A 20,030-nucleotide genomic window follows, 5' to 3' on the forward strand; every position below is an offset into this window, starting at 1 on the left:
GAGGCCTTATCGCCTGAGGCCTTCATGCCTGAGAAGAATGACGCAAAGGATGAGGATCGTCAGAATGGAGACTTGCGACGTCACGCACAGCAGGCACCAGCTCTTGAGCACGAACGCCTCGATGCCCGAAAGGTAAAGCGCGAAGGCCGTCCCGCCGGCGGCGGCGGCGAGCAGGATGCGCGTGAGGTTCTTGTCCTGCATGTCGCGGCGCTTGAGCGCCGCGGCGGCGAGCAGGAACAGGTATCCGAGTACGCCGATGCCTGCCACGGGGATGCCGAACAGCACCGAATACGGCCCCTTGTTGACCACGTCGCAATTGAACGTGTCGCCGATGGTGCAGAACGACCCCGACGAGAACCCGCGATTATGAAGGAAGGCGTAGGTCGATATCGAAAGGCCGATGGCGGAGAGGAGCATCACGAGGTGCAGGACGTGCTTGTCTTTCCCTTCCATATCCTGCCTATCGGGCCGTCTCCGCCGGAAGTTCGCACCCGACCTTGGCGCCCAGCGCTTCGAACGACTGCTCGCCGGAAAGGCGCGTGCCGTCGGGGAACGTCCAGGTGGGATATCCTTCGACCCCGTCGTCCTTGCACTTTTGCGACATGGCCTTGGTGCCGCCCGGGGAACATTCGACGTAGTCCACCTTGGAGAAGGCGTTACCGAACAGCGCCTTCTGCTTGGTGCAGTGCGGACACCACCAGGCGCCGTACATCTTCGCCCCTTTCTCGGTGAGGCACTGCGCGAAGGCGGTCGCGGGAGACGGGACCTGCCCGTTCTTCACCACGAAGCCGATGAGACCGATGGCGACCACGGCCGCGACGAGCATGAGGATCTGGGAGGACGTGACCTTCGCCATACGGGGATTGACCCGGCAGCTGCCAGGGTTGAGGAATCAGGGAGTTTCGGCTAGTATACGCGGATTCCGAAACGTATGGCAACGCTCGACTGGAACAGCCTGCCCCGCCCGATCGTGGCGCTCTCGCCCATGGCCGACATGACCGACTCGGCGTTTTGCCGCATCGTGAAGTCCATGGCGTCGCCCGTCGTGTTCCGCGAGATGGTCTCCTCCGAGGCGGTCGTGCGCGGCAACGACAAGACGCTCGGAATGACCGGCATCCATCCGGCCGAGCGCCCGCTCGTACAGCAGCTGTTCGGCTCGGACCCGGCCGTGATGGCCGAGGCGGCGCGCGTCATCTACGAGTCTCACGGGCCCGAGGCGTTCGACGTCAACATGGGCTGCCCGGTGTACAAGATCGTGCACAATTTCAACGGCGCGGCGCTCATGAAGGAGCCGGCGCGCGCCGCCGCGATCGTGAAGGCGATCCGCGAGGCCGTGCCCGTCCCTGTTTCCGTGAAGATCCGCACCGGCTGGAGCGACCCCGCGGACTGCCTCGCCTTCGCGCCTGTGCTCGAACAGGCCGGCGCGGCGCTCATCACCATCCACGGCCGCACCAAGGCGCAGGGCTACGCCGGCGTTTCCGACTGGGCGCGCATCGCCGAGGTGAAGAGGCTGGTCTCGATCCCCGTGCTCGCCAACGGCGATGCGCACACCGCGCCGAGGGTCGTTGAGATGCTCGAGGCCACCGGAGCCGACGGCGCCATGGTGGCGCGCGGCGCGCTCGGCAACCCGTGGATCTTCGCGCAGGCGGACGACCTGCTCGCCGGACGTCCTCCGAGAGAGGTCACGACGGAGGAGCGGATTCGCGTCGTGAAGGCTCACGCCAGGCTTCACGTCGAACAGTACGGGGACCCTTCGACTTCACTCAGGGTCGGGCTGAGCCAGTCGAAGCCCGAACGAGGAGTCCACACCTTCCGCAAACACCTCTCGTGGTACTTCAAGGGCCAACGCGGGGCGAAGCTTTTCCGCGAAAAGCTCATGCGGGTTTCCACGCTTGCAGAGCTTGATGCGGCGCTGGATGCCGTTTCCGCATCGGCGCCCTGAAAAGCAAAATGCCCGGCCCCCACGACCAGGCATCCTGCGAAGAGCGCCGGAACGGATCAGCCGATGCGGGCGGCGGAGAGCCGTCCTCATCACGCGTCCATTTCAGCGCTGCCATTGTACCGAAGGGCCTGAAAACGGGCAAGAAGGGATATCCACGGCGCGGATTGACAGGGCCGCATGCCTTGTCAGGACGACGATCCCTTGGTACTCTTTCGCCGTTCTCCGGGATCGTCTAATGGCAGGACAACAGACTCTGAATCTGTTTATCTTGGTTCGAATCCAAGTCCCGGAACCAATATTCCTCCATACGCGATGATGGAGGAATTTTTTTCTCGGGACGGGTTCGAGTCGCCTGTAGATAAGTGCCCGAACCCCAATGAACCGGGGACGTTGACCGTGCTTTTCATTCGTCTATAATCAGGAAGCGATGTGTGTCACTTGTGCTCCCCGAATTCGGATGTCTTTTCTGCTCTACGCTCCTGTCGAAGGACGTGGTGGGAGAGGCGGGAATCGAGGCCGCATGCAAGGGACGCGTAGCTCGTGAAGCTCGCGGTTCAGCGGGCGTATTCCCCCACCGTATGCCATCTCCATCCACCATCGACGTGACCGGCACGGTCGAAGAGTACCTCGGACGCGAGGACTGGCGCGTGAACGCGAACGCCAACCAGGGCTACTCCCTGGGCGGCATGATCCTGAACATGGCCGGAAAGGTGACGGCGAAGTACTGGCTGCACAACGTCTATCCGGAGGCGATCCGGGACGCCCACATCGACGGGGACTTCCATATCCATGACCTTGACATGTTTTCCGGCTACTGCGCCGGATGGAGCCTTCGCCAACTCCTCGAGGAAGGGTTCAACGGGGTGGCGAACAAGGTGGAATCCGCCCCGCCCAAGCATTTCGACACCGCCCTCGGGCAGATGGTGAACTTTCTCGGCACCTTGCAGAACGAATGGGCCGGCGCCCAGGCGTTCTCCTCGTTCGATACCTACCTCGCCCCCTACGTCAAGGCCGACGGCCTCACCTACGACCAGGTGCGGCAAGGGGTCCAGACCTTCGTGTTCAACCTCAACGTCCCGTCGCGCTGGGGGATGCAGACCCCGTTCACGAACATCACCCTGGACTGGACCTGCCCGGAAGACATGCGCGAGAAGCAGCCCATGATCGGGGGAGTCGTGCAGCCCTTCACGTATGCCGATTGCCAGCCGGAGATGGACATCATCAACCGCGCGTACATCGACGTGATGAGCGCCGGTGACAATAAGGGGCGCATCTTCACCTTCCCCATCCCCACCTACAACGTCACGAAGGATTTCGACTGGGACCATCCCAACGCCCAAGGGCTGTTCGAGATGACGGCCAAGTACGGCATCCCCTATTTCCAAAACTTCCTCAACTCCTCCCTCAACCCGAGCGACGTGCGCAGCATGTGCTGCCGCCTCCAGCTGGACCTGCGGGCGCTCAAGGCGCGCGGGGGCGGCCTGTTCGGCTCGGCGGAAATGACCGGGAGCGTGGGCGTGGTCACGATCAACCTGCCGCGCATCGGCTACCTCTCGCGCACGAAAGAGGAGTTCTTCACGCGCCTGGGGACGCTCATGGACCTCGCGCAGACCTCGCTCGAGCTCAAGCGCAAGGTGGTGCAGGAAAACATGGATCGCGGCCTGCTCCCGTACACCAAGCGCTACCTGTACTCGCTGCGCAACCATTTCTCCACCATCGGGCTCAACGGGATGAACGAGGCGTGCCTCAACTTCCGCGGATGCGACATCGCCTCGCAAGACGGCAAGGCGTTCGCGGAGGAGGTGCTGGTCTTCATGCGCGACCGGCTCGTGGAATACCAGGAGCATACCGGCCACCTGTACAACCTCGAGGCCACGCCGGCCGAAGGGACGACCTATCGGTTCGCGCGCAAGGACCGCAAGCGGTTCCCGGACATCGTCCAGGCCGGCACGCCGGACGCCCCGTACTACACCAACTCCTCCCACCTCCCCGTCGGGTACTCGGACAACCCGTTCGACGCGCTCCGGCACCAGGACGACCTGCAGACGAAATACACCGGCGGCACCGTGCTCCATCTCTTCCTCGGGGAGCGGGTGGAGGACTGGAAGGCGTGCCGCGCGTTCGTCCGCAAGGCCCTGGAAAACTTCCGCCTCCCCTACATCACCGTCACGCCGACGTTCAGCATCTGCCCGACGCACGGATACCTGCGCGGCGAGCTCCCGACCTGCCCGACCTGCGCGGCGGAATGCGAGGTGTGGTCGCGGATCGTGGGGTATTTCCGGCCGGTCAGCCAGTGGAACAAGGGAAAGAAGTCGGAGTTCGCCGAACGGGTCGAGTACCGCACGGAAGCTTCCCTTGAACCGGTGTGCGCCTAGGGGGATTCATCCCCGTAAGCCTGCTGGATTATCCGGGCAAGGTGGCCGCGGTCGTGTTCACGCAAGGGTGCCCGTTCCGCTGCGTCTATTGCCACAATCCCGAACTGATCCCGTCCGACCGGCCCGGAGCGATCGACGAGGAAGAGGTCATCTCGCGGCTCGCCGTCGACCGCGCCCTGCTCGACGGGGTGTGCGTCACCGGCGGCGAACCGACGTCCCAGCCGGACCTCCCCGCGTTCCTCGCCCGCATCAAGGCGCTCGGCCTCGCGGTAAAGCTCGACACCAACGGGATGCACCCGCGCATGGTGGCGTCCTGCCTTGAGGCCGGCCTCGTGGATTGCCTCGCCATGGACCTCAAGCACCGGTGGGAGCGGTATGCGGACGTGATCGGCGAGCAGGCCGCGGCGGCCGTCTCGCGATGCCGCGAGACGTTCGCCCTCATCCAGCGCTCCGGCATCGACCATGAGTTCCGCACGACGACGTATCCCCGACTCCATACGGCCGAGGACCTGCACGAGATCGCCTCCCACCTGAGGCCGGGGGAGCGGTATTTCATACAGCCGATCCGTTACGGCAAGACGTTCGTGCCGGATCTTGAGCGGGTGCCCATGGACTACGCCGAAACGGTGGCATCCCTTCAGCGGGCCTATCCTCTCCTGGAGATCGCCGTGCGCGGCCAGGCCTGAACCGCTCGCTTAGAGCCCGGTCTCGCGATTTATCCACCGTTGACAACCATGCCGGATTCAGGCATCATTTCGGTTCCATCGAACATTTTCGCGGAGGCTAGATGGACATGAAGTGCCCTACGTGCGCCCGTCCCCTTCCTGACCTTCCCTCTTCCTCCCCTCCAGGCGTGTGCGCCCAGTGCCAGGAGGGGTTCAAGGCTCTCGACCGCGCGCTCCAGAAAGACCGCGCGAGGCTCCGACGCCGCAAGCCGCTCGCCGACGTCCTTTCCCGCCATCTGCGCCAGGGCAAACGACCGCCCTGAGTTCCTTCGCCTGCCTGCCGGTAGGCAGGTCGCAGAGACTCCTCATGATGACCCTCCCCTCTGCGGGAAGGGTCTTTTTTCATGCCGCGCTGCCGCCGAACTCCTCGAGAAGGAGGTCCACGGCCTCGTCCGGATCCGTCGCTCGCGCATACGTGCCGTGCAGGTGCAGGCGCGCGCCGTACACGCGCTCGAGCACGGGATCGAGGATGAGGCGGTTGCGGACGGTATTGAGCGTGTCGGCGTGGAGCGAATAGGCGAAGCTGATCTCGATGCGGTCGCCATCCACCCTGGAGATCTCTCCGGTCCGCAGCACGACGGGCAGCGACGCGTTTGCGGCCTTCACCAGCTGGAACACGTCCGGCCATTTGGCCTTGACCTGGTCGATGGAGAGGACGGGGACGGTGCCGAGAGCAGTGGGGGGAGAAGGCGGTAAGGCATCAGGCGTTGAAGGCCTCAGGACGGGCGAATCGGAGACCGAAATAGTCTGAACTTCTACGTTCCCTTCGGCCTTGTCGCCTACGGCCTTCACGCCTCCCTCTAGCCTCACCGAACCAACCCTCGTCCTCCTAAAATCCGCGCTTCCCTGCGGGCCTTGTCCGCCTGAGGCCTTGTCCGCCTCGCCGACGCACGACTCCACGATCGCGATCTCTAACGGGAGCGATGGAATGGATTCGCCTTTGGACTGACGCCGCGCCTTTTCAAAACGATCGATGAGCACGGCGATCGCACGCGGATTCGTCTGCCCAAGCAATGCGGTAAGTCGTCCTGCGCTGTCATGGTCGAGGCGCGAGGGGAGCGCTTGCGCGTCGCCAAGGCTCGCGTGGAGCAGGGCGCGCAAGGCGTCCACCACGTCGGCGGCGAAATGCGGGAGATCGACCCCCTGCTCCGCCACCTTCCCGACGAGGGCCACGGCCGAGGCCGCGTCGCGCTTCACCACGTGTTCGACGAGTTCGGCGGCCGCCAGCGCGTTGGTCGCGGGCAAGACGAGCGAGGCCTCTTCCATCCCCACCTTCTTGCCGCCGATGGCGAACAGCTGGCCAAGAAGCGACTCGGCATCGCGCAATCCTCCTTCGGCATGACGCGCCACGGCCGCGAGCACGGCTTCCTCGACCTCCACCCCTTCCTTCTTGGCGATGCCACGGAGCGTCTCGACGAGTTCCGCGACGGGGATGCGTCGGAAATCGAACCGTTCGCAGCGGCTGATCACCGTCGCGGGGACCTTGTGGATCTCGGTGGTGGCCAGGATGAACACGGCGTGCGCGGGCGGCTCCTCGAGCGTCTTTAAGAGCGCGTTGAACGAACCGGCGGAGAGCATGTGCACCTCGTCGATCACGTACACGCGGCGCTTGAGGCGGTTGGGCGCGAAACGCACGGCCTCGATCACCGTCTCGCGGATGTTGTCGACGCCCGTGTGCGTGGCCGCGTCGATCTCGAGCACGTCCATGGCCGAACCGGCGGCGACGGACTGGCAGGACTCGCACGCGTTACACGGCTCGCCCCCCTTCGACGCGAGACAATTCACGGCCTTGGCCAGGATGCGGGCGATGGTGGTCTTCCCCACCCCGCGCGGACCCGTGAACAGATACGCATGCGCGACCTTGCCCGAAACAACCTCGTTTCTGAGCGTGGTCTTCACGTGGTCCTGGCCGACCACTTCGTCGAAGCAGGTCGGACGGTAGGTTCGATACAAGGCTTCGGACATGTCAGCTCTTCATCACGTTCTCCATCGCCGCCCACACGGATTTCGCCCCTTTCGGGACCAGCACCGCCGCCTCGTCGCCGGGCTCGGCGCGATAGAAGGTGATGCTCGCGGTAAGTACCTTGTACACCGCCCCGGGCGTGCTCACAAGGTAGGAATCCGTGCTGGGGTCGAACGCCACTTTTCCCGTGACGCGCCGGCGCTCGACCGGGCTGATCTGCTTGAAAAGGTGCGCGCCGTCCGCGCGGATGCACAGCTTCAGCACGTCCCCTTCCACCAGGCGGGATTTGGACGCGTAATTGGGCGGCACCCGATAGCTGCGGCCGTCGTTGCCCACCATGGCGCACCCGTCGAACACCCCTTCCACGACCTGTCCGCCGCCTTGGAGCGCCTCTGCGGCCTGCCGCTTCCCCGCGACAAGCGAGGCGATGTGCCGGTGCGCCAGTGCCCCGTCGCCGCCCTCAAGCAGGGCGAGCGCGTTGCCGATCGCCTCGTGCGCCTGATGGAGGATCCGCGCCGCCAGTTCCGTCCGGCCTTGCGCACAGAGCGCCGGCGCCGACGGATCGCCCGCCTCGTCGGGTTCGGGCTCGAAAGACGTGAAATCAGGCTGGTCGGTTGGCATATTGGTGTTTGTCTGGATTTATTTCCCTCCCACGTCCGACTGGATGGGCGCGGCGGCGGCGATAGACGTGCGTTCCAGGATTTCCGCCTCCACGAGACGCTTGTCGCGGCCGTACTTGAGGCGTGAGAGCTCCTTGATCGCCTCGGCAAGCTCGACGTTTCCCTTGGGCGCGGGGGTGAAGCCCATCGTGAACGGCTTCACCGAAGCGTTATCCACGATCATCTTGGTATACCAGGTGAACTTGTCGCTGTTCTGCATGTCGTACCCGGAAAAGTCCGGCGCGTAGATCTTCTCGAAGATCTCCACGTCCTCGGGACCGATGCGGCCCACCATCATGGTGCCGGCGTTGCCGAACACGGCGTCCTTGATCTTCGTGTCGTTGTCCTTCACCAGCTGTCCGACATATTGGTGGGCGATGATGAGGTCGAGCCGGTACTTGCGCGCCTCCGACAGGATGGTGGCGATCGAATCCGTGATGAAATTCTGGAACTCGTCGATGTAGAGGTAGAAATCGCGACGTTCGCTCTCCGGCATGTCGGCGCGGGCGAGCGCGGCCATCTGGAGCTTGGACACGATGATGAGGCCCAAGAGCTCCGCGTTGACGTCGCCAGTCTTCCCCTTCGACAGGTTCACGAGCAGGATCTTCCCCTCATCCATCACCTCGCGGAAATCGAAGCTCGACTCCTGCTGGCCGATGATGTTGCGCATCATCTCGTTCTCCACGAACCGGCCCACCTTGGAAATGAGGTATCCGAGCATCTCGGACTTGTGGAAGTCGCTCGTCTTGTCCACCTCGTTCACCCAGTAGGACATCACCACCGGGTCCGTGATCTTCGCCCGCCACTTGTTCTGGAAATCCACGTCCGAGAACATGCGCGGAATCTCGATGATGCTCCCCGCCTGCTCCGGATCGGACATGAGGGTGAGCATCGCGTTGCGCATGTGGTGCTCGAACATGGGCCCGATCATCTCCGGCGGGAACAGCTTGTAGAAGATGGCGATCATCTCCTGCACGGCCATGTCCTTCTGGCTCGGATCCTTGCATTCGAGCATGTTGAGCCCCATGGGCCGGTCCGTGTCCGACGGGCAGAAATGCACGACGTCGTCCACGCGCTCCTTGGGGATGTTCGCGAGGAGATGCTCGATGAGGTCGCCGTGCGGGTCCACCACGGCCACGCCGCGGCCGGCCTTGATGTCCTGGACGGCGAGCGAGGCGATCAGCTGGGTCTTTCCCGCGCCGGACTTGCCCATGACGTACATGTGGCGCTGGCGGTCGGCCTCCTTGATCCACACCGGGGTCTTCACCCCGCGGTACACGTTATATCCCATCTCGAGCACGCCGCCGTCCTGCGGACCGGTGGGCACGTTGCTTGGCACGGCGCCGGCGCGCGCCCCGAGCCACTGGATGTTGGGGGTCTCGGTCCAGGGCGTGGGCATGTGCCAGAGCGTGGCCATCTCCTCGGCGTTGAGCACGATCCTCGCCTTCTCGTCGAACGCGCGCGCGATGAACTGGCGCACGATCTTCGTCTTCGACCGGGGCACGCGCTTCTCGAAGGAATTGCCGTACTCGTAGATGTTGAACGGCGAAAAGGCGTTCAACATGTTGGACAGCGTCGACTGCGCGCTCTGCGCGTCCGGTCCGCTTACCATGAGGCGGATGTTGGCCTCCATCCCGGCCTTGCTCGCCTTTTCCTCGAGCCCCTTCACCAATTGCTCTTCCTGCGGCGACAGCTTGTGCTCCCTGGGCGGCTCCTGCCCTTCCTTCGCGGACGCGAATCCGGAGAGCTGCGCGACGCTGCTCCCTTCGCCCTTGCGCTTGCCCTTGATCGCCTCCTCAAGCGTCATCCCCTGCTGCATGTTCTTCGCGATGCGCACGCCGGCCCTGCGCCAGCCGCCCGGGGCGGAGCGGACGACGAACTGGAACGCGGCCCCGCTCCCCTCGGGGATCTTGGCGATCGCGTTGGTGATGGCGGAGAGCGGATCCTTGTCCTGGCCGCGGTACGTCTTGATCGGGAACACGCTGTCGCGGCGCAGCGCGAGGTGCGCGCCAAGGATGACGCCGGTAGGCGCGAAGATGTTATAGTCCTCGACTTCTTCCACGTGCGCGTCGTGATAGCTGGCGGAAAAGGTCTGCTCGACGAACGCCTGCAGGTGGCGGGGAGCGGCCACATAGAACCGGATGAGCTTCTCATGGCTCACGATCTCGAAGGACATCTCCTCATGGTTCCCTTTGAGCCAGGTGAAGAACCCGTGACGGGGCTTGAGCCCGCCGATCGCGGAGAACATCGTTTCCGCCGCGGCCACGGCCTCGATGAGCTGCTCCTTGGTGCCCGTGCGCGTGCTCTCCTCCTCGTGCCGGAACTTCGGGAGGCTCACGGACAGCACCACGTGGTCGAACCCGCCGCGGCGGGCGCGGATCCGACGGCGGATGAGCAGGAGGACGAGCCCGGCGAACGACAGGATGCCGACGCCAACCGCCGCCACCCACCCGTACTGGGCGATGGCGTCGTTTGCCGCCGACGTGTCGACGAAGGACGGGGGAACGTCCGTTTCGAGGCCGAACTGGAACATGGTTAGACGGCGTTGCCGCGCTCACGCTTCTCCGCTTCCGCGAGCAAGAGGAGCTTGTCGGTCTTGATCTTGGCTTCCTGCTCCAAGTAGAACCTGTTCGCCCGGTCGGAGAGGAGCTTCAGCCAGTCGCGGATGGCGTCGAACACCTTCTTCACGTTCACCTTGGTCTGCATGAGCAGCTCCCGCACCGAACGCGCGGTCTCTTCGCCCTGCTTCTTGAAATGCGCGCGCTCCTTGGGAGAAAGCTGCTTGTAGATTTCTTCAAGCCCTTCGGAAAGGACCGCTTCGACCTCCGCCGTCATCCGGTCCTTGGGGGCCTGGATGACCCGTTGCACCATCTGCACGGGGGTCGGTGCCGCGACAGGTTCGGTCGCAGCCTGCTCTGTCGTTGGCTCCTCAAGCTCTTCAAACTCCTCTTTCCCTTCCGGCGCAGCTTCAACCCGCCTGCCCGCCGTAGCTTCAGCGGAGGCGGGTTCAACTCGAATCTCCCCGCCGACCGGGGCAAGACCTTTCTTTTCGGGCTCCAAGGCCATAGATGGGGCTATTGTAGCACAAAAGGCGGACAAGGCCTCAGGCGTTGAAGGCCTTAGGAAGTCTTGATGACGGGTCCGTTCGCGCCGTCTTCGACGGCAAACCCTCGAACGGCGATCTCGTCGCGCAGCCGGTCGGATTCCTTCCAATCCTTTGCCTTCCGCGCCGCTTCGCGGGCCTGCACCAGCATATGGACGTCGTCCGGGACTTCGATCGCCTTTCCGACGAGATCGACGAGTCCCAACCCGAATACCGAGTCGAACACGGCGAGCGACTTGGCCTTCGCCGCGCTCGGGAGCGACGCGTCCTCGACCATGTTCCACAGGGCTGCCAGCGCTTCCGGCGTGTTCAGGTCGTCTTCGATCGCCTTCCAGAACGCACGCTCGTGATCGGCACATCCGACCGTGCCAGGCTCATCCCAACCTCGGACCGTGTCGCGCAGGCGCTTGAGCGCATTCTGCGCCGCCGTGAGCGCTTCCCAGGTGAAATTCAGCTTCGTCCGGTAATGGGCGCCCAGGCAGAAATAGCGGAAGGCGAGCGGATCGAATCCGCGGGTGACCAATTCCTCGAGCGTGAACAGGTTGCCGAGCGACTTGCTCATCTTGCCGCCGTCGACCGTGAGGAACTCGCCGTGCATCCAGACGTTGGCCTCGAGGACGCCGTCGGCCCCTTGCGTCTGCGCGAGCTCGTTCTCGTGGTGCACCGGCACATGGTCGATGCCGCCGGTGTGGATGTCGAACGGGACGCCGAGAAACTTCTTGGACATCGCGGAGCACTCGATGTGCCAGCCCGGGAACCCTTTTCCCCAGGGAGATTCCCACTCCATTTCGCGTTTCCCGTCCGTCGGCGAGAACTTCCACAGGGCGAAGTCCGTCGAATTCCGCTTTTCGCCCATGTCCACGCGCGCGCCCGCCTTCTTGTCTTCCGCTTTCTGACCGGACAGCCGGCCGTAATCCGGGAGCTTCGACGTTTCGAAATACACGCCGTCGGACGTGACGTACGCGTACCCGTTCTTCTCCAGTCGACGGATCATGTCGATCTGCTCCGGAATGTTGTCGGTGGCCCGCGGATACGCATCCGCCGGCAGGACGTTCAACCGCGCCAGGTCCTTCATGAACGCCGCCTCGTAGAACCGGGCGATGTCGTAGGCGGTCTTCCCCTCGCGACGCATCGCGAGCAGCATCTTGTCCTCGCCCAGGTCGGCGTCATCCGTGAGATGGCCCACGTCGGTGACGTTCATGACGAGCTTCGTCTTCAGGCCGGCCATCGACAGGGCACGTCGCAGCACGTCCACGAACACGTATGTGCGCAAATTTCCCACATGCGCGAACCAATACACGGTGGGGCCGCAGGCATAGATGCCGACATTCCCTTCCTGGATGGGCTTGAATTCCTCGACCTTGCGTGTGAGCGTGTTGTAGAGCCGGATCATAGTCGCACGCAGTATATCGGGAGCGACCCTAAACGCAAACCCCGCCTGGACGGCGGGGTTTTGCTGCTTAGTCCTCGTCTTCGTCCTCGCTGTCATCATCCTCGTCTTCGTCACTCTCGTCGGTATCCTCATCATCATCCTCGTCTTCGTCCTCATCCGCATCCTCCTCCTCGGCATCTTCCGGCTCCTGCTCGCGCACAATATCCTCGGCGTGGCGCTTTCCGTGGGCGGTCTCGATGCGCTCCTTCACGATCTCCTTGAGCGGCCGCTCGCGCTTGAGCGGGTGGAAATCGGCCGACGTGGCGTGGATGAAGGAGGCGGCGACCGTGTGCAGGGTGGCGTTGGCGACCCCTTCCACGCGGACGATGTCCCCGACCTTGAGGTCGGCCTCCGTGGCTTCCTTGCCATTCTTCTTGATCTTCGTGTCGTCCGTGTACGTCACCTTCCACGTGACGCTCGTGTCGATCCGGGAAACCCCTTCGTTCTGGGCATGGATGGACCCCTTGAGCTCCTTGCGCAGGGCGAGCTCGACCGTCAATTCGTTCTTGGCCGTGTCGATCGCCTTGATCTTGCCCAGATGGCGGGCCACGCCGCGCTTGAAGATGGATTCGTCCTTGATGAGCCGAGCCGTGATGGTGCCGTCGTCGTCCACGCGGCCGACCACGAACAGCGTGTCGCCGACCGTGAGCTCGTCGAGCGACGCCTCTCCCTTGTACTTTCGTACGAACTTGGTGTGCTCATCCACCTTGACGGTGACCAGCTCTCCCGGGACGCCCACCAGGTTGTTCACGTCGTCGGCGCGCAGGCGCTTGTCAGCCGCGAGCTCCACCGTGAGCGTCTTCGCGGACTCGTCGATCGCCTTGAGCGTGCCCGTGAACGGGCGCGTGCGGGCCTTCAGGAAGATGTCGTCCCCGCGGCGAAGCGCCACGATGATGCTCGCCTCGTTCGTGGCCGTCCCTTCGACCAGGCGGGCGCGGACGCGGTCTCCGACCTTGAAATCGGCAAGGACGGCCGGGTTCTTGGGCGGGACCACGAGATGCGTCTTGCCCGTCACCTTGAGCACGGTGTCCTTTTCCTTCCACGTGACCGTCATCGTCGATGCGGCCGTATCGATCGCCTTCACCCAGCCGTTCACCCCTTCGCGGCCGGAAAGGCTCAAGGAAAGGTCCTTGACCTCGCGCGCCGTCACGACGAGGGTGTTGTCGTTGAGCGTCCCTTCCACCTTGAGGGAATCCCCGGTGATCCAGGTGGACATGGCCGGTTTCACCTCGGCGCCGACGGGCACCTCCACCGTGTAATCCTTGAACGCGCCGGTCGGGTTCACGCGCACGACGATGGTCGTGGGCAGGTCGGTGGAGGACAGCTCGATGAGCTGGCCCTTGAGCTCGATCTTGGTCGTCGTCTCCTCCGTCGCTTCCGCCTCGGCGGAATCCTGGGCGGCCGCGGGCAATACCGGCAGCACGACGAGGGCGGCGGCGAGCGCGAGGCACGCGGCGATCCACGATCGCTTGAGGACGATGGTCATCGTCATAAGAGAAGGGTTAATTTTCGTAAGATGGATGATCTTCGTCCCGGTCGCGTCCGTCCATGCCGCCGCGACGGTGCGAGTCGATGAGCTTCTTCGCCTCTTCCTTGAAACGCTTGCGCTTTTCCTCGCGGGTGCCGTCGCCGTCGCGGACGCGCTTCACGAGGTCGCGGACCTCCGGGCCGAGCCGGGACTTGGACTCCTCACGCAACTTTACACGCTCGCGCACGGATTCGTAACGCTCCCGTTCGTCCGCCGCCCGCTCGATGAGGCGCTCCTGCCGCCCGTTTGCGATCCGCTCCGCTTCCTTGAGGCGTTTTTCCAGCATCTTCGCGTAAAACGCTGCGGCGCGTTCGGGGCTCGTCTTCGCGATCGCCGCCTCGGCCGTCTCGATCCCCTGCTTCATCGCGAACAACGGGTGCCCTTCCACCACGTCCGGGCTCTCATAGGCGAACGCGCCGGTGCCGGAGACGAGCAACGCGAACGCGCACAGCCCCACCGCCACCGGACGAAGGCGCATCGCGGGACGCGCCACGAACCCGCCCTCGGCGGCGAGCCGCGCATACAACGCGACACGAAACGCTCGGCGCGGGGAAAGGCGCCGGCGCATCCGGTTGAGGTTGAAACGTGTCAGCCAATCCATACGATCACAGCAATCCGCGGAGTTTCTTGATCACGCGATGCGTGGCCATCTTGAGCGACGTCGCGGGCCGGCCGAGCAATTCGGCCATGTCCGCGTATCCATACCCCTCAAGGTACTTGAGCGTAACAAGGCGTCGTTCCTCGGGTTCCAGCGCCGAAAAGGCCCTGGCCACCAGCCGCTGGTCGTCGGTCCGCTGCTCCAGGCCGCGACCGTCCTGTCCCACGAGCAGGTCGCAGACGTCATCGAGGTCCACATGCATGCGCCGGTCGCGGTACCAGTTGGCGAGGTGGTTATGCGCGATGCGGTAGATCCAGGCCGAGCGGGACACGGCCTCGTCGTAGCGGTCGAACGCCGCGAGCGCCTTCAGGAAGATCTCGCTCGTCAGGTCCTCGGCGGTCGGCTCGTCCGGGACGCGCAAACGGACGTATCGGTAGATACGATCGATGTTCGCGCAATAGAAGCGGTCAAATGCCCTGCGATCCATGGATGAGGCGATAAGGCCTCAGGCAAGAAGGCCACAGATTGACGAATCCTTCAAATCCCTGAAGCCTTGTCCGCCTGAGGCCTTCACGCCTCCCTACGCCGGATCGCGCCGAATGCCACCATCGCGACGATGGGGAGCAGGGCCCACACGCTCTTGCCCCCGTCGCTCGTGAAGACGGTGCGCGTGAGCGGCGACAGCCAGGGCGACGTGTCGGCCGGGAAGAAGGACAGGGTGACGCTGATGAGCAGGCCCGCGTGCAGGACGGAAAACGCGGCAACTTGCATGAAGCTCCCCTGCTCGGCCGACGCGCCGAACGCCTTGAGGAGCGCGGACTGCGACAGGAGGAAGAACAGCAGGATGAACGCGCCCAGGAACACGCTCACCTTGAGCGCGAAGGTGTCGTTCACGGAGATGCTCGCCTGGAACTCGCTGATGAACGGCACGTACTTCACCACGGCGAGCGCCATGTAGATCGCCACCATCATCACGAGGATGCGGTCGCGGCCGAGGCTGATGCCGTAGAGCAGCGAGGAAACGAGGAAGAACAGGATGATGAACACATCCCACGACGGCTGCAGCCAGTTGATGCTCGACAGGTACTGGGCGGCCTGGTGCGTGTCGATGACGACGGTCTGTAGCATGGATCCCCCTTATGGGCTGAAGTATAACACAAAATGGCCTCTCGGCCATTTCGGGATCATCGGGCGAGCGCCACGCTCGGGCGTCCCGCCTCCACGTAGGCCGGCGCGTCCGCTCGCACGAGCCCCATCATCTTCACGGATTGTTCCAAACGGACCAGCGACTGCGCCTTGCGCGCCGCCACCTCCAGCTTCTCGTTCTCGAGCGCGAGCGCGTCCACGCGCACCTCAAGGTCGCGCAGCGCATACCCGGCCGCCACGGACCCGTTGATCTGCGCGATGTACGCCGAAACCCCGCACAGCACCGCGACGAAGCCGAGCACGTTGAACGCCACCACGTGGCGTCCGAAAAACTCGGACGCGGCGCGGATCGCATGCTTCGGCGCTCCCGAAGGAGGCGTTTGCGTCGTGGGGGGGACGTTGTTCACAAAATGATTCAGGTCTTTTCCGCGACGCGCAGCTTGGCGCTGCGGGCGCGCGGGTTTCTTCGTGCTTCCTCGTCGGAAGCGGGGATGGGCCGTTTGGTGATGAGACGGAGGCCCTTCCCGTCCTGTGCCTTGAAAAACCGTTTCACGATGCGATCCTCGAGCGAGTGGAACGAAATGACCGCGATGCGGCCGCCGGGGGGCAATAATCCTACGAGCTCCGGCAATGCGCGCGCGAGCCCGCCCAACTCGTCGTTCACTGCGATGCGCAACGCCTGGAACGTGCGCGTGGCCGGATGGATCCGCCCCGTGCGCCGCACGACCGTTCCCACGATCTCGGCCAGGCGGCCGGTCGTGAGGATCCGCTCTTCCCGTCTTGCCGCGACGATCGCCTTCGCGATCCGTCGCGCGTTCGGCTCTTCTCCGTAAAGCCGGAGCATCTCGGCAAGTTCCTCCTCTCTCCATCCGTTCACCACCGCCGCGGCGGTGAGCTCAGCCCCCGGGTCGTAACGCATGTCGAGCGGCCCGTCGTGGATGAACGAGAATCCGCGCGACGCATCCTCGATGTGCGCAGACGAAAACCCAAGATCCAGAAGGATCCCGGAAAATCTCCCAACCATTGCATGCGCACGGGCCACCTCGGCCGCGTCCGCGTAATTCCCTTGCACGGCGATCACCCGGTTCCCGAACGGCTTGAGCCGTTCCTTGGCAACCTCCAGGTTGCGCGGGTCCCGATCGATCGCGAGCACCCTTCCCAGGGGTGCGGTTCTCTGAAGGATGGCAACGCTATGGCCACCCTGCCCCACGGTTCCATCAAGGAAGTCCTCGCCTGGTTTCGGATCTAAGGCTTGGAGGACTTCGGTCAACATCACTGGAACATGCACGATTTCGCTCATACGGGACGCGCTCGAGTGGCGCGGTACCGGTACGGATGCGGGAAAAGGTTCAGTAAACCCGCATCCATGCCGGAGCCGCGCCACTCAAGTCCTGGGCTGACCCTCCTTCGCTCCTGATCCACCTTCGTCCTGCTGGACTTCGGTGGACGGGTGGAGCTTCGGAAGGGCTGACAAGCTACACGCCCAGCTCCCCGAGCTTCTCTGCGATGTTCCCTGCTTCCGCTTCGGTCTGGACCTTGTAGGCCTCCCAGCGCTCCGTATCCCAGAGCTCCAGGCGGTTATAGAGGCCCGCGACCACCACGTTCTTGGCTATTCCGGCGTACTTCCGAAGATATTCCGGAACCACGAGCCGTCCCTGCTTGTCCACGTCCACGTCCATTGCCCCCGCAAGCATGAGCCGGGCGAATGCGCGCGAATTGGACTGCCCCAGGGGCAAACCTGCCAGCTTTTCGGCAAGCTTGTCCCACTCCTCCTTGGGGAACAGGAACAGCGAAGCGTCAAGACCTCGCGTAACCACAGCCCCTCTCGCGAGGTCTTGGCGAAACTTCACCGGGATCGCCAGGCGTCCCTTCTCGTCGATGGTGTGTTTGTACTCACCAATGAACATGGGACTGTGGGTGGGGTAGAACTGCTTAAGAAAAAGCGAGCACTGAACCGAAGTTCAATCCCCACTTCGTTCCACCTGCAACCACTATATGCCACTGCGTGACACGGGTCAACACGTTCCACCATCGCTGAATCTTGGCTAATCCTGTATCATTTATAAAAATTATCCATGTTCTGTGGATAACTAATCATTCCCCACTATGATGTACGGATACTTCATGGCCGGCGGCCTGGGCATGCTCGCCTTGCGCCTTGCCCTTGCCGCGATCTTCATCGTCCACGGCCTCCCCAAGATCCAAAAGCCCGAGGGCATGGCAACGGCGATGAAATGGTCGAAAACGCAGGTGCAGGTGCTGGGCATCGCGGAGCTCGTGGGCGGATTGGCCGTTGGCACGGGGATTGCCATGAGCCTTGGCGCGCTCGTGCTCGCGGCGGTCATGGTGGGCGCGATCTACTACAAGACCCAGGTGTGGAAGACGCCGTTCACGGCGCACGACAAGATGGGCTGGGAGTTCGACCTCATCCTGCTCGCCGCGGCGCTCGCGGTGTGGTCCTCTTCCGGTTGGGGCTGGGGGATGATGGGCCGCTGGTACTAGGCAACCAAAACGCCCGGCGCGTGCCGGGCGTTTTTATGTCGCCTTACTACGATTTCCGCAATCCCACCATTCCGCCGAGAATAGCGCCGAGGACCGAGCCGCCGATCATCGCGATTTGTACCGGAAGACCCTCGACGCCTGGTTCACCGCCTGGCAGGACGCTCGCGAGACCAATGATGAGATAGAGGAACAGGATGCCGCACACCATTCCGATCAGCCCCCCAAGGACAGCATGGATGGTGGTGACCGTAAGCGGATCGCGCTTGAGATCGTAGGACATACGTTCGAATTACCTTTTTCCTAAAGACTTTTTCCCTCGCACGTTGCGATGGTACTTTACCGCGAACCGGTGCGCCTCGTCACGGACGGCCTGGAACAGCTCTTTGCCGCGATGGATGACCTTCACGAGCTCGGCATCGTCCTTGTCATACACCAGTCGATCCTGACGACGATCGAACCCCTTCGCGATTCCCAGCACATGAAGCTCCTCAAGCTCCCCAAGCTCCTCGATTACTCCCTCGACGGTGTTCACCTGCCCCTCTCCCCCGTCGATCACCATCACCTGCGGCAGCTCCCATCCCTTCTCGCCGCGGATGCCGCGCACGAGGCGACGGCGCACCACCTCGGCCATGGACGCGAAATCGTTGGCGCCCTCGACCGTCTTTACCCTGAACGTGCGGTACAGCGTCTTGTCCGGACGGCCTTCCACGAACACGGTCATGGACGCCACGTTCGACGTGCCGGAGATGTTGCTGATGTCGAACGCCTCGATGCGGCCGTCCAGGTCGATTCCCCCGTCCGTTTCGGGCTTCGAGAACGGGAGCTCCACGTCCTCGCGCGTGATGAGCGCCACGTCGCGGATGTGCTCGAGCGCATAAATCCCGTTACGCAACTTTGCCGCCTCCTCAAACTGATTCGCTTTCGCCGCCGCTTTCATGTCGCGTTCCATCTGACTGACAAGGAGCGCCTTCCTCCCCTCAAAGAACAGCACGAACCGACGTATGATCTTCCTGTAGTCTGCGGACGAGATCGCTCCCGTACACACGCCCGGACAGCGGCCGAGGTGGACGTCGAAGCAGGGGCGGGAGTTGGTATGTGGGAGTTGGGAGTTGGTATGCGCAGGCGGGATGCAGGTACTCCACGGAATCACCTTGCGGATGAGGTCGAGCGCGCGCTTCAGGGACAGGCCGCTCGTGTACGGGCCGAAGACGCGAAGGAACTTCTTTTTCGCGGCGCCGGAGAGCGCGGCGTCGAACGGGTTCACGCCCAGCTTCTCGAGCTCGTGGCCGCGCATGATGAGCGGGCGCGGGAATCTCTCGTTGGTGACGACGAGATAATTGAACGTCTTGTCGTCCGTCATCAGCACGTTGTAGTACGGCTTGAGCGCCTTGATCTTATTCGCTTCAAGCACGAGCGCCTCGATCACCGTGGGCGTCTCCACGTAGTCGATGCGGGCGATCCGACCGACCATTTCCGCGAGACGGGCGTTGTGCGCCTTGGTGAAATACGACGCGACGCGTTTCTTGAGCGAGGTGGCCTTGCCGACGTACAGCAACGCGTCGGCCGCGTCGTAATAGAAATACACCCCGGGAGAATCGGGGAGCGAACCGTCCTTGATGGTTATGGATGCCGGGAGCATAATTGCTTCAATTGATACTAGCCTCAAACTCGCTATGAAGAAAGCGCTCCTCGTCCTGTCCGCCCTCGCGCTCGCCGGCGCCGGATGCTCATCGGCCGCCCCCGCCACGACCGAAACGGCCCCGACGCCGTCCATCGCGGTTGGCGAACCGAACCCGTCGGCTCCGGACGGGGACGTCCTCAAGGTGGACATGGAGGTCGGCAATTTCTTCTTCTCTCCGACGACCATCACGGCCAAGGCCGGGCAAAAGGTGGACATCACGTTCACCAAGAACGAGGGGTTCCACACCTTCGTGATCGACGGGGTCGCCAAGCTCCCGATCGCGGTGGGAACGACAAAGTCGTTCACGGTGCCGACCGCGCCGGGCTCTTACGAATTCTGGTGCGACGTGGGGAGCCACAAGGCCAAGGGCATGGTC

General features: G+C 63.6%; 21 protein-coding genes and 1 tRNA gene. 6 read left to right on the plus strand and 16 right to left on the minus strand.

Translation table 11 applies throughout. The features are described 5' to 3' along the window. Positions 1 to 6: 6 nt before the first annotated feature. The gene (locus tag EPO34_01265) at positions 7 to 453 is read right to left on the minus strand and encodes a hypothetical protein (GenBank protein TAK03776.1); all 447 of its coding nucleotides are present in this window, start codon (positions 451 to 453) and stop codon (positions 7 to 9) included. Positions 454 to 460: 7 nt separating this feature from the next. Beyond that, positions 461 to 856: a hypothetical protein gene (locus tag EPO34_01270; GenBank protein TAK03777.1), complete on the minus strand. Its 396-nt coding sequence runs from the start codon at positions 854 to 856 to the stop codon at positions 461 to 463. A gap of 75 nt (positions 857 to 931) precedes the next feature. Between EPO34_01270 and dusB the strand changes: the two genes are divergently transcribed. From dusB to EPO34_01295, 5 genes are all read left to right on the plus strand, one after another. Beyond that, positions 932 to 1,942 carry a tRNA dihydrouridine synthase DusB gene (gene dusB / locus EPO34_01275; GenBank protein TAK03778.1) on the plus strand — a complete coding sequence of 337 codons (1,011 nt, stop codon included), beginning with the start codon at positions 932 to 934 and terminating at the stop codon, positions 1,940 to 1,942. Between the two features lie 221 nt (positions 1,943 to 2,163). Next, positions 2,164 to 2,237, plus strand: a tRNA-Gln gene (locus EPO34_01280). A 283-nt stretch (positions 2,238 to 2,520) separates the two neighbouring features. Continuing rightward, entirely contained in the window at positions 2,521 to 4,317 is a 1,797-nt protein-coding gene (locus EPO34_01285; GenBank protein ID TAK03779.1) for a ribonucleoside triphosphate reductase, read from the plus strand. Continuing rightward, on the plus strand, positions 4,308 to 5,003 hold the full coding sequence (locus EPO34_01290) for an anaerobic ribonucleoside-triphosphate reductase activating protein (protein TAK03780.1): 696 nt from the start codon (positions 4,308 to 4,310) through the stop codon (positions 5,001 to 5,003). Before EPO34_01285 ends, EPO34_01290 begins: the two co-directional genes overlap by 10 nt. Positions 5,004 to 5,110: 107 nt before the next feature. Next, entirely contained in the window at positions 5,111 to 5,305 is a 195-nt protein-coding gene (locus tag EPO34_01295; protein TAK03781.1) for a hypothetical protein, read from the plus strand. 79 nt (positions 5,306 to 5,384) lie between these two features. Here EPO34_01295 and dnaX read toward each other — a convergent pair whose 3' ends face one another. From dnaX to mraZ, 12 genes are all read right to left on the minus strand, one after another. Then, positions 5,385 to 7,007: a DNA polymerase III subunit gamma/tau gene (dnaX, locus tag EPO34_01300; GenBank protein TAK03782.1), complete on the minus strand. Its 1,623-nt coding sequence runs from the start codon at positions 7,005 to 7,007 to the stop codon at positions 5,385 to 5,387. Position 7,008: 1 nt separating this feature from the next. Continuing rightward, on the minus strand, positions 7,009 to 7,626 hold the full coding sequence (locus EPO34_01305; GenBank protein ID TAK03783.1) for a hypothetical protein: 618 nt from the start codon (positions 7,624 to 7,626) through the stop codon (positions 7,009 to 7,011). Between the two features lie 18 nt (positions 7,627 to 7,644). Further along, entirely contained in the window at positions 7,645 to 10,197 is a 2,553-nt protein-coding gene (locus EPO34_01310; GenBank protein ID TAK03784.1) for a type IV secretory system conjugative DNA transfer family protein, read from the minus strand. Between the two features lie 2 nt (positions 10,198 to 10,199). Next, positions 10,200 to 10,730 (minus strand): hypothetical protein, encoded by a 531-nt coding sequence (locus tag EPO34_01315; GenBank protein ID TAK03785.1) that lies wholly within the window; start codon positions 10,728 to 10,730, stop codon positions 10,200 to 10,202. A 53-nt stretch (positions 10,731 to 10,783) separates the two neighbouring features. Then, positions 10,784 to 12,160, minus strand: coding sequence for a cysteine--tRNA ligase (locus tag EPO34_01320; GenBank protein TAK03786.1), 1,377 nt, complete (start codon positions 12,158 to 12,160; stop codon positions 10,784 to 10,786). A 67-nt stretch (positions 12,161 to 12,227) separates the two neighbouring features. Continuing rightward, a complete protein-coding gene (locus EPO34_01325) occupies positions 12,228 to 13,691 on the minus strand; it encodes a hypothetical protein (protein TAK03787.1) in 1,464 nt (487 codons plus the stop codon). 10 nt (positions 13,692 to 13,701) lie between these two features. Continuing rightward, positions 13,702 to 14,328 (minus strand): hypothetical protein, encoded by a 627-nt coding sequence (locus EPO34_01330; protein ID TAK03788.1) that lies wholly within the window; start codon positions 14,326 to 14,328, stop codon positions 13,702 to 13,704. Between the two features lie 4 nt (positions 14,329 to 14,332). Then, positions 14,333 to 14,812, minus strand: coding sequence for a sigma-70 family RNA polymerase sigma factor (locus EPO34_01335; protein TAK03789.1), 480 nt, complete (start codon positions 14,810 to 14,812; stop codon positions 14,333 to 14,335). An 83-nt stretch (positions 14,813 to 14,895) separates the two neighbouring features. Continuing rightward, the gene (locus EPO34_01340) at positions 14,896 to 15,453 is read right to left on the minus strand and encodes a hypothetical protein (GenBank protein TAK03790.1); all 558 of its coding nucleotides are present in this window, start codon (positions 15,451 to 15,453) and stop codon (positions 14,896 to 14,898) included. Positions 15,454 to 15,509: 56 nt separating this feature from the next. Further along, a complete protein-coding gene (locus tag EPO34_01345; protein TAK03791.1) occupies positions 15,510 to 15,878 on the minus strand; it encodes a hypothetical protein in 369 nt (122 codons plus the stop codon). An 8-nt stretch (positions 15,879 to 15,886) separates the two neighbouring features. Further along, on the minus strand, positions 15,887 to 16,771 hold the full coding sequence (rsmH, locus tag EPO34_01350; protein TAK03792.1) for a 16S rRNA (cytosine(1402)-N(4))-methyltransferase RsmH: 885 nt from the start codon (positions 16,769 to 16,771) through the stop codon (positions 15,887 to 15,889). Positions 16,772 to 16,946: 175 nt separating this feature from the next. Beyond that, complete coding sequence (gene mraZ / locus EPO34_01355) at positions 16,947 to 17,378, minus strand: transcriptional regulator MraZ (protein TAK03793.1); 432 nt, start codon at positions 17,376 to 17,378, stop codon at positions 16,947 to 16,949. A 199-nt stretch (positions 17,379 to 17,577) separates the two neighbouring features. Here mraZ and EPO34_01360 point away from each other — a divergent pair, with 199 nt between their 5' ends. After that, positions 17,578 to 17,973, plus strand: a complete 396-nt coding sequence (locus EPO34_01360; protein TAK03794.1) for a DoxX family protein — start codon at positions 17,578 to 17,580, stop codon at positions 17,971 to 17,973. A gap of 46 nt (positions 17,974 to 18,019) precedes the next feature. Here the strand turns inward: EPO34_01360 and EPO34_01365 are convergent, their stop codons facing one another. Continuing rightward, on the minus strand, positions 18,020 to 18,253 hold the full coding sequence (locus tag EPO34_01365) for a hypothetical protein (protein TAK03795.1): 234 nt from the start codon (positions 18,251 to 18,253) through the stop codon (positions 18,020 to 18,022). Positions 18,254 to 18,262: 9 nt separating this feature from the next. Next, positions 18,263 to 19,960: a hypothetical protein gene (locus EPO34_01370; protein ID TAK03796.1), complete on the minus strand. Its 1,698-nt coding sequence runs from the start codon at positions 19,958 to 19,960 to the stop codon at positions 18,263 to 18,265. Positions 19,961 to 20,030 lie beyond the last annotated feature (70 nt).

It is taken from the genome of Patescibacteria group bacterium (genome assembly GCA_004297215.1).
Classification (GTDB): Bacteria; Patescibacteriota; Patescibacteriia; order UBA9934; family GWF2-40-263; genus 2-01-FULL-63-20.

Bases quoted from the DNA above. Each gene is read 5' to 3' on its own strand.
- EPO34_01265 (TAK03776.1), bottom strand. From the start codon at position 453: ATGGAAGGGAAAGACAAGCACGTCCTGCACCTCGTGATGCTCCTCTCC.
- EPO34_01270 (TAK03777.1), bottom strand. From the start codon at position 856: ATGGCGAAGGTCACGTCCTCCCAGATCCTCATGCTCGTCGCGGCCGTG.
- dusB (TAK03778.1), top strand. From the start codon at position 932: ATGGCAACGCTCGACTGGAACAGCCTGCCCCGCCCGATCGTGGCGCTC.
- EPO34_01285 (TAK03779.1), top strand. From the start codon at position 2,521: ATGCCATCTCCATCCACCATCGACGTGACCGGCACGGTCGAAGAGTAC.
- EPO34_01295 (TAK03781.1), top strand. From the start codon at position 5,111: ATGAAGTGCCCTACGTGCGCCCGTCCCCTTCCTGACCTTCCCTCTTCC.
- dnaX (TAK03782.1), bottom strand. From the start codon at position 7,007: ATGTCCGAAGCCTTGTATCGAACCTACCGTCCGACCTGCTTCGACGAA.
- EPO34_01305 (TAK03783.1), bottom strand. From the start codon at position 7,626: ATGCCAACCGACCAGCCTGATTTCACGTCTTTCGAGCCCGAACCCGAC.
- EPO34_01310 (TAK03784.1), bottom strand. From the start codon at position 10,197: ATGTTCCAGTTCGGCCTCGAAACGGACGTTCCCCCGTCCTTCGTCGAC.
- EPO34_01315 (TAK03785.1), bottom strand. From the start codon at position 10,730: ATGGCCTTGGAGCCCGAAAAGAAAGGTCTTGCCCCGGTCGGCGGGGAG.
- EPO34_01320 (TAK03786.1), bottom strand. From the start codon at position 12,160: ATGATCCGGCTCTACAACACGCTCACACGCAAGGTCGAGGAATTCAAG.
- EPO34_01325 (TAK03787.1), bottom strand. From the start codon at position 13,691: ATGACGATGACCATCGTCCTCAAGCGATCGTGGATCGCCGCGTGCCTC.
- EPO34_01330 (TAK03788.1), bottom strand. From the start codon at position 14,328: ATGGATTGGCTGACACGTTTCAACCTCAACCGGATGCGCCGGCGCCTT.
- EPO34_01335 (TAK03789.1), bottom strand. From the start codon at position 14,812: ATGGATCGCAGGGCATTTGACCGCTTCTATTGCGCGAACATCGATCGT.
- EPO34_01340 (TAK03790.1), bottom strand. From the start codon at position 15,453: ATGCTACAGACCGTCGTCATCGACACGCACCAGGCCGCCCAGTACCTG.
- rsmH (TAK03792.1), bottom strand. From the start codon at position 16,771: ATGAGCGAAATCGTGCATGTTCCAGTGATGTTGACCGAAGTCCTCCAA.
- mraZ (TAK03793.1), bottom strand. From the start codon at position 17,378: ATGTTCATTGGTGAGTACAAACACACCATCGACGAGAAGGGACGCCTG.
- EPO34_01360 (TAK03794.1), top strand. From the start codon at position 17,578: ATGATGTACGGATACTTCATGGCCGGCGGCCTGGGCATGCTCGCCTTG.
- EPO34_01365 (TAK03795.1), bottom strand. From the start codon at position 18,253: ATGTCCTACGATCTCAAGCGCGATCCGCTTACGGTCACCACCATCCAT.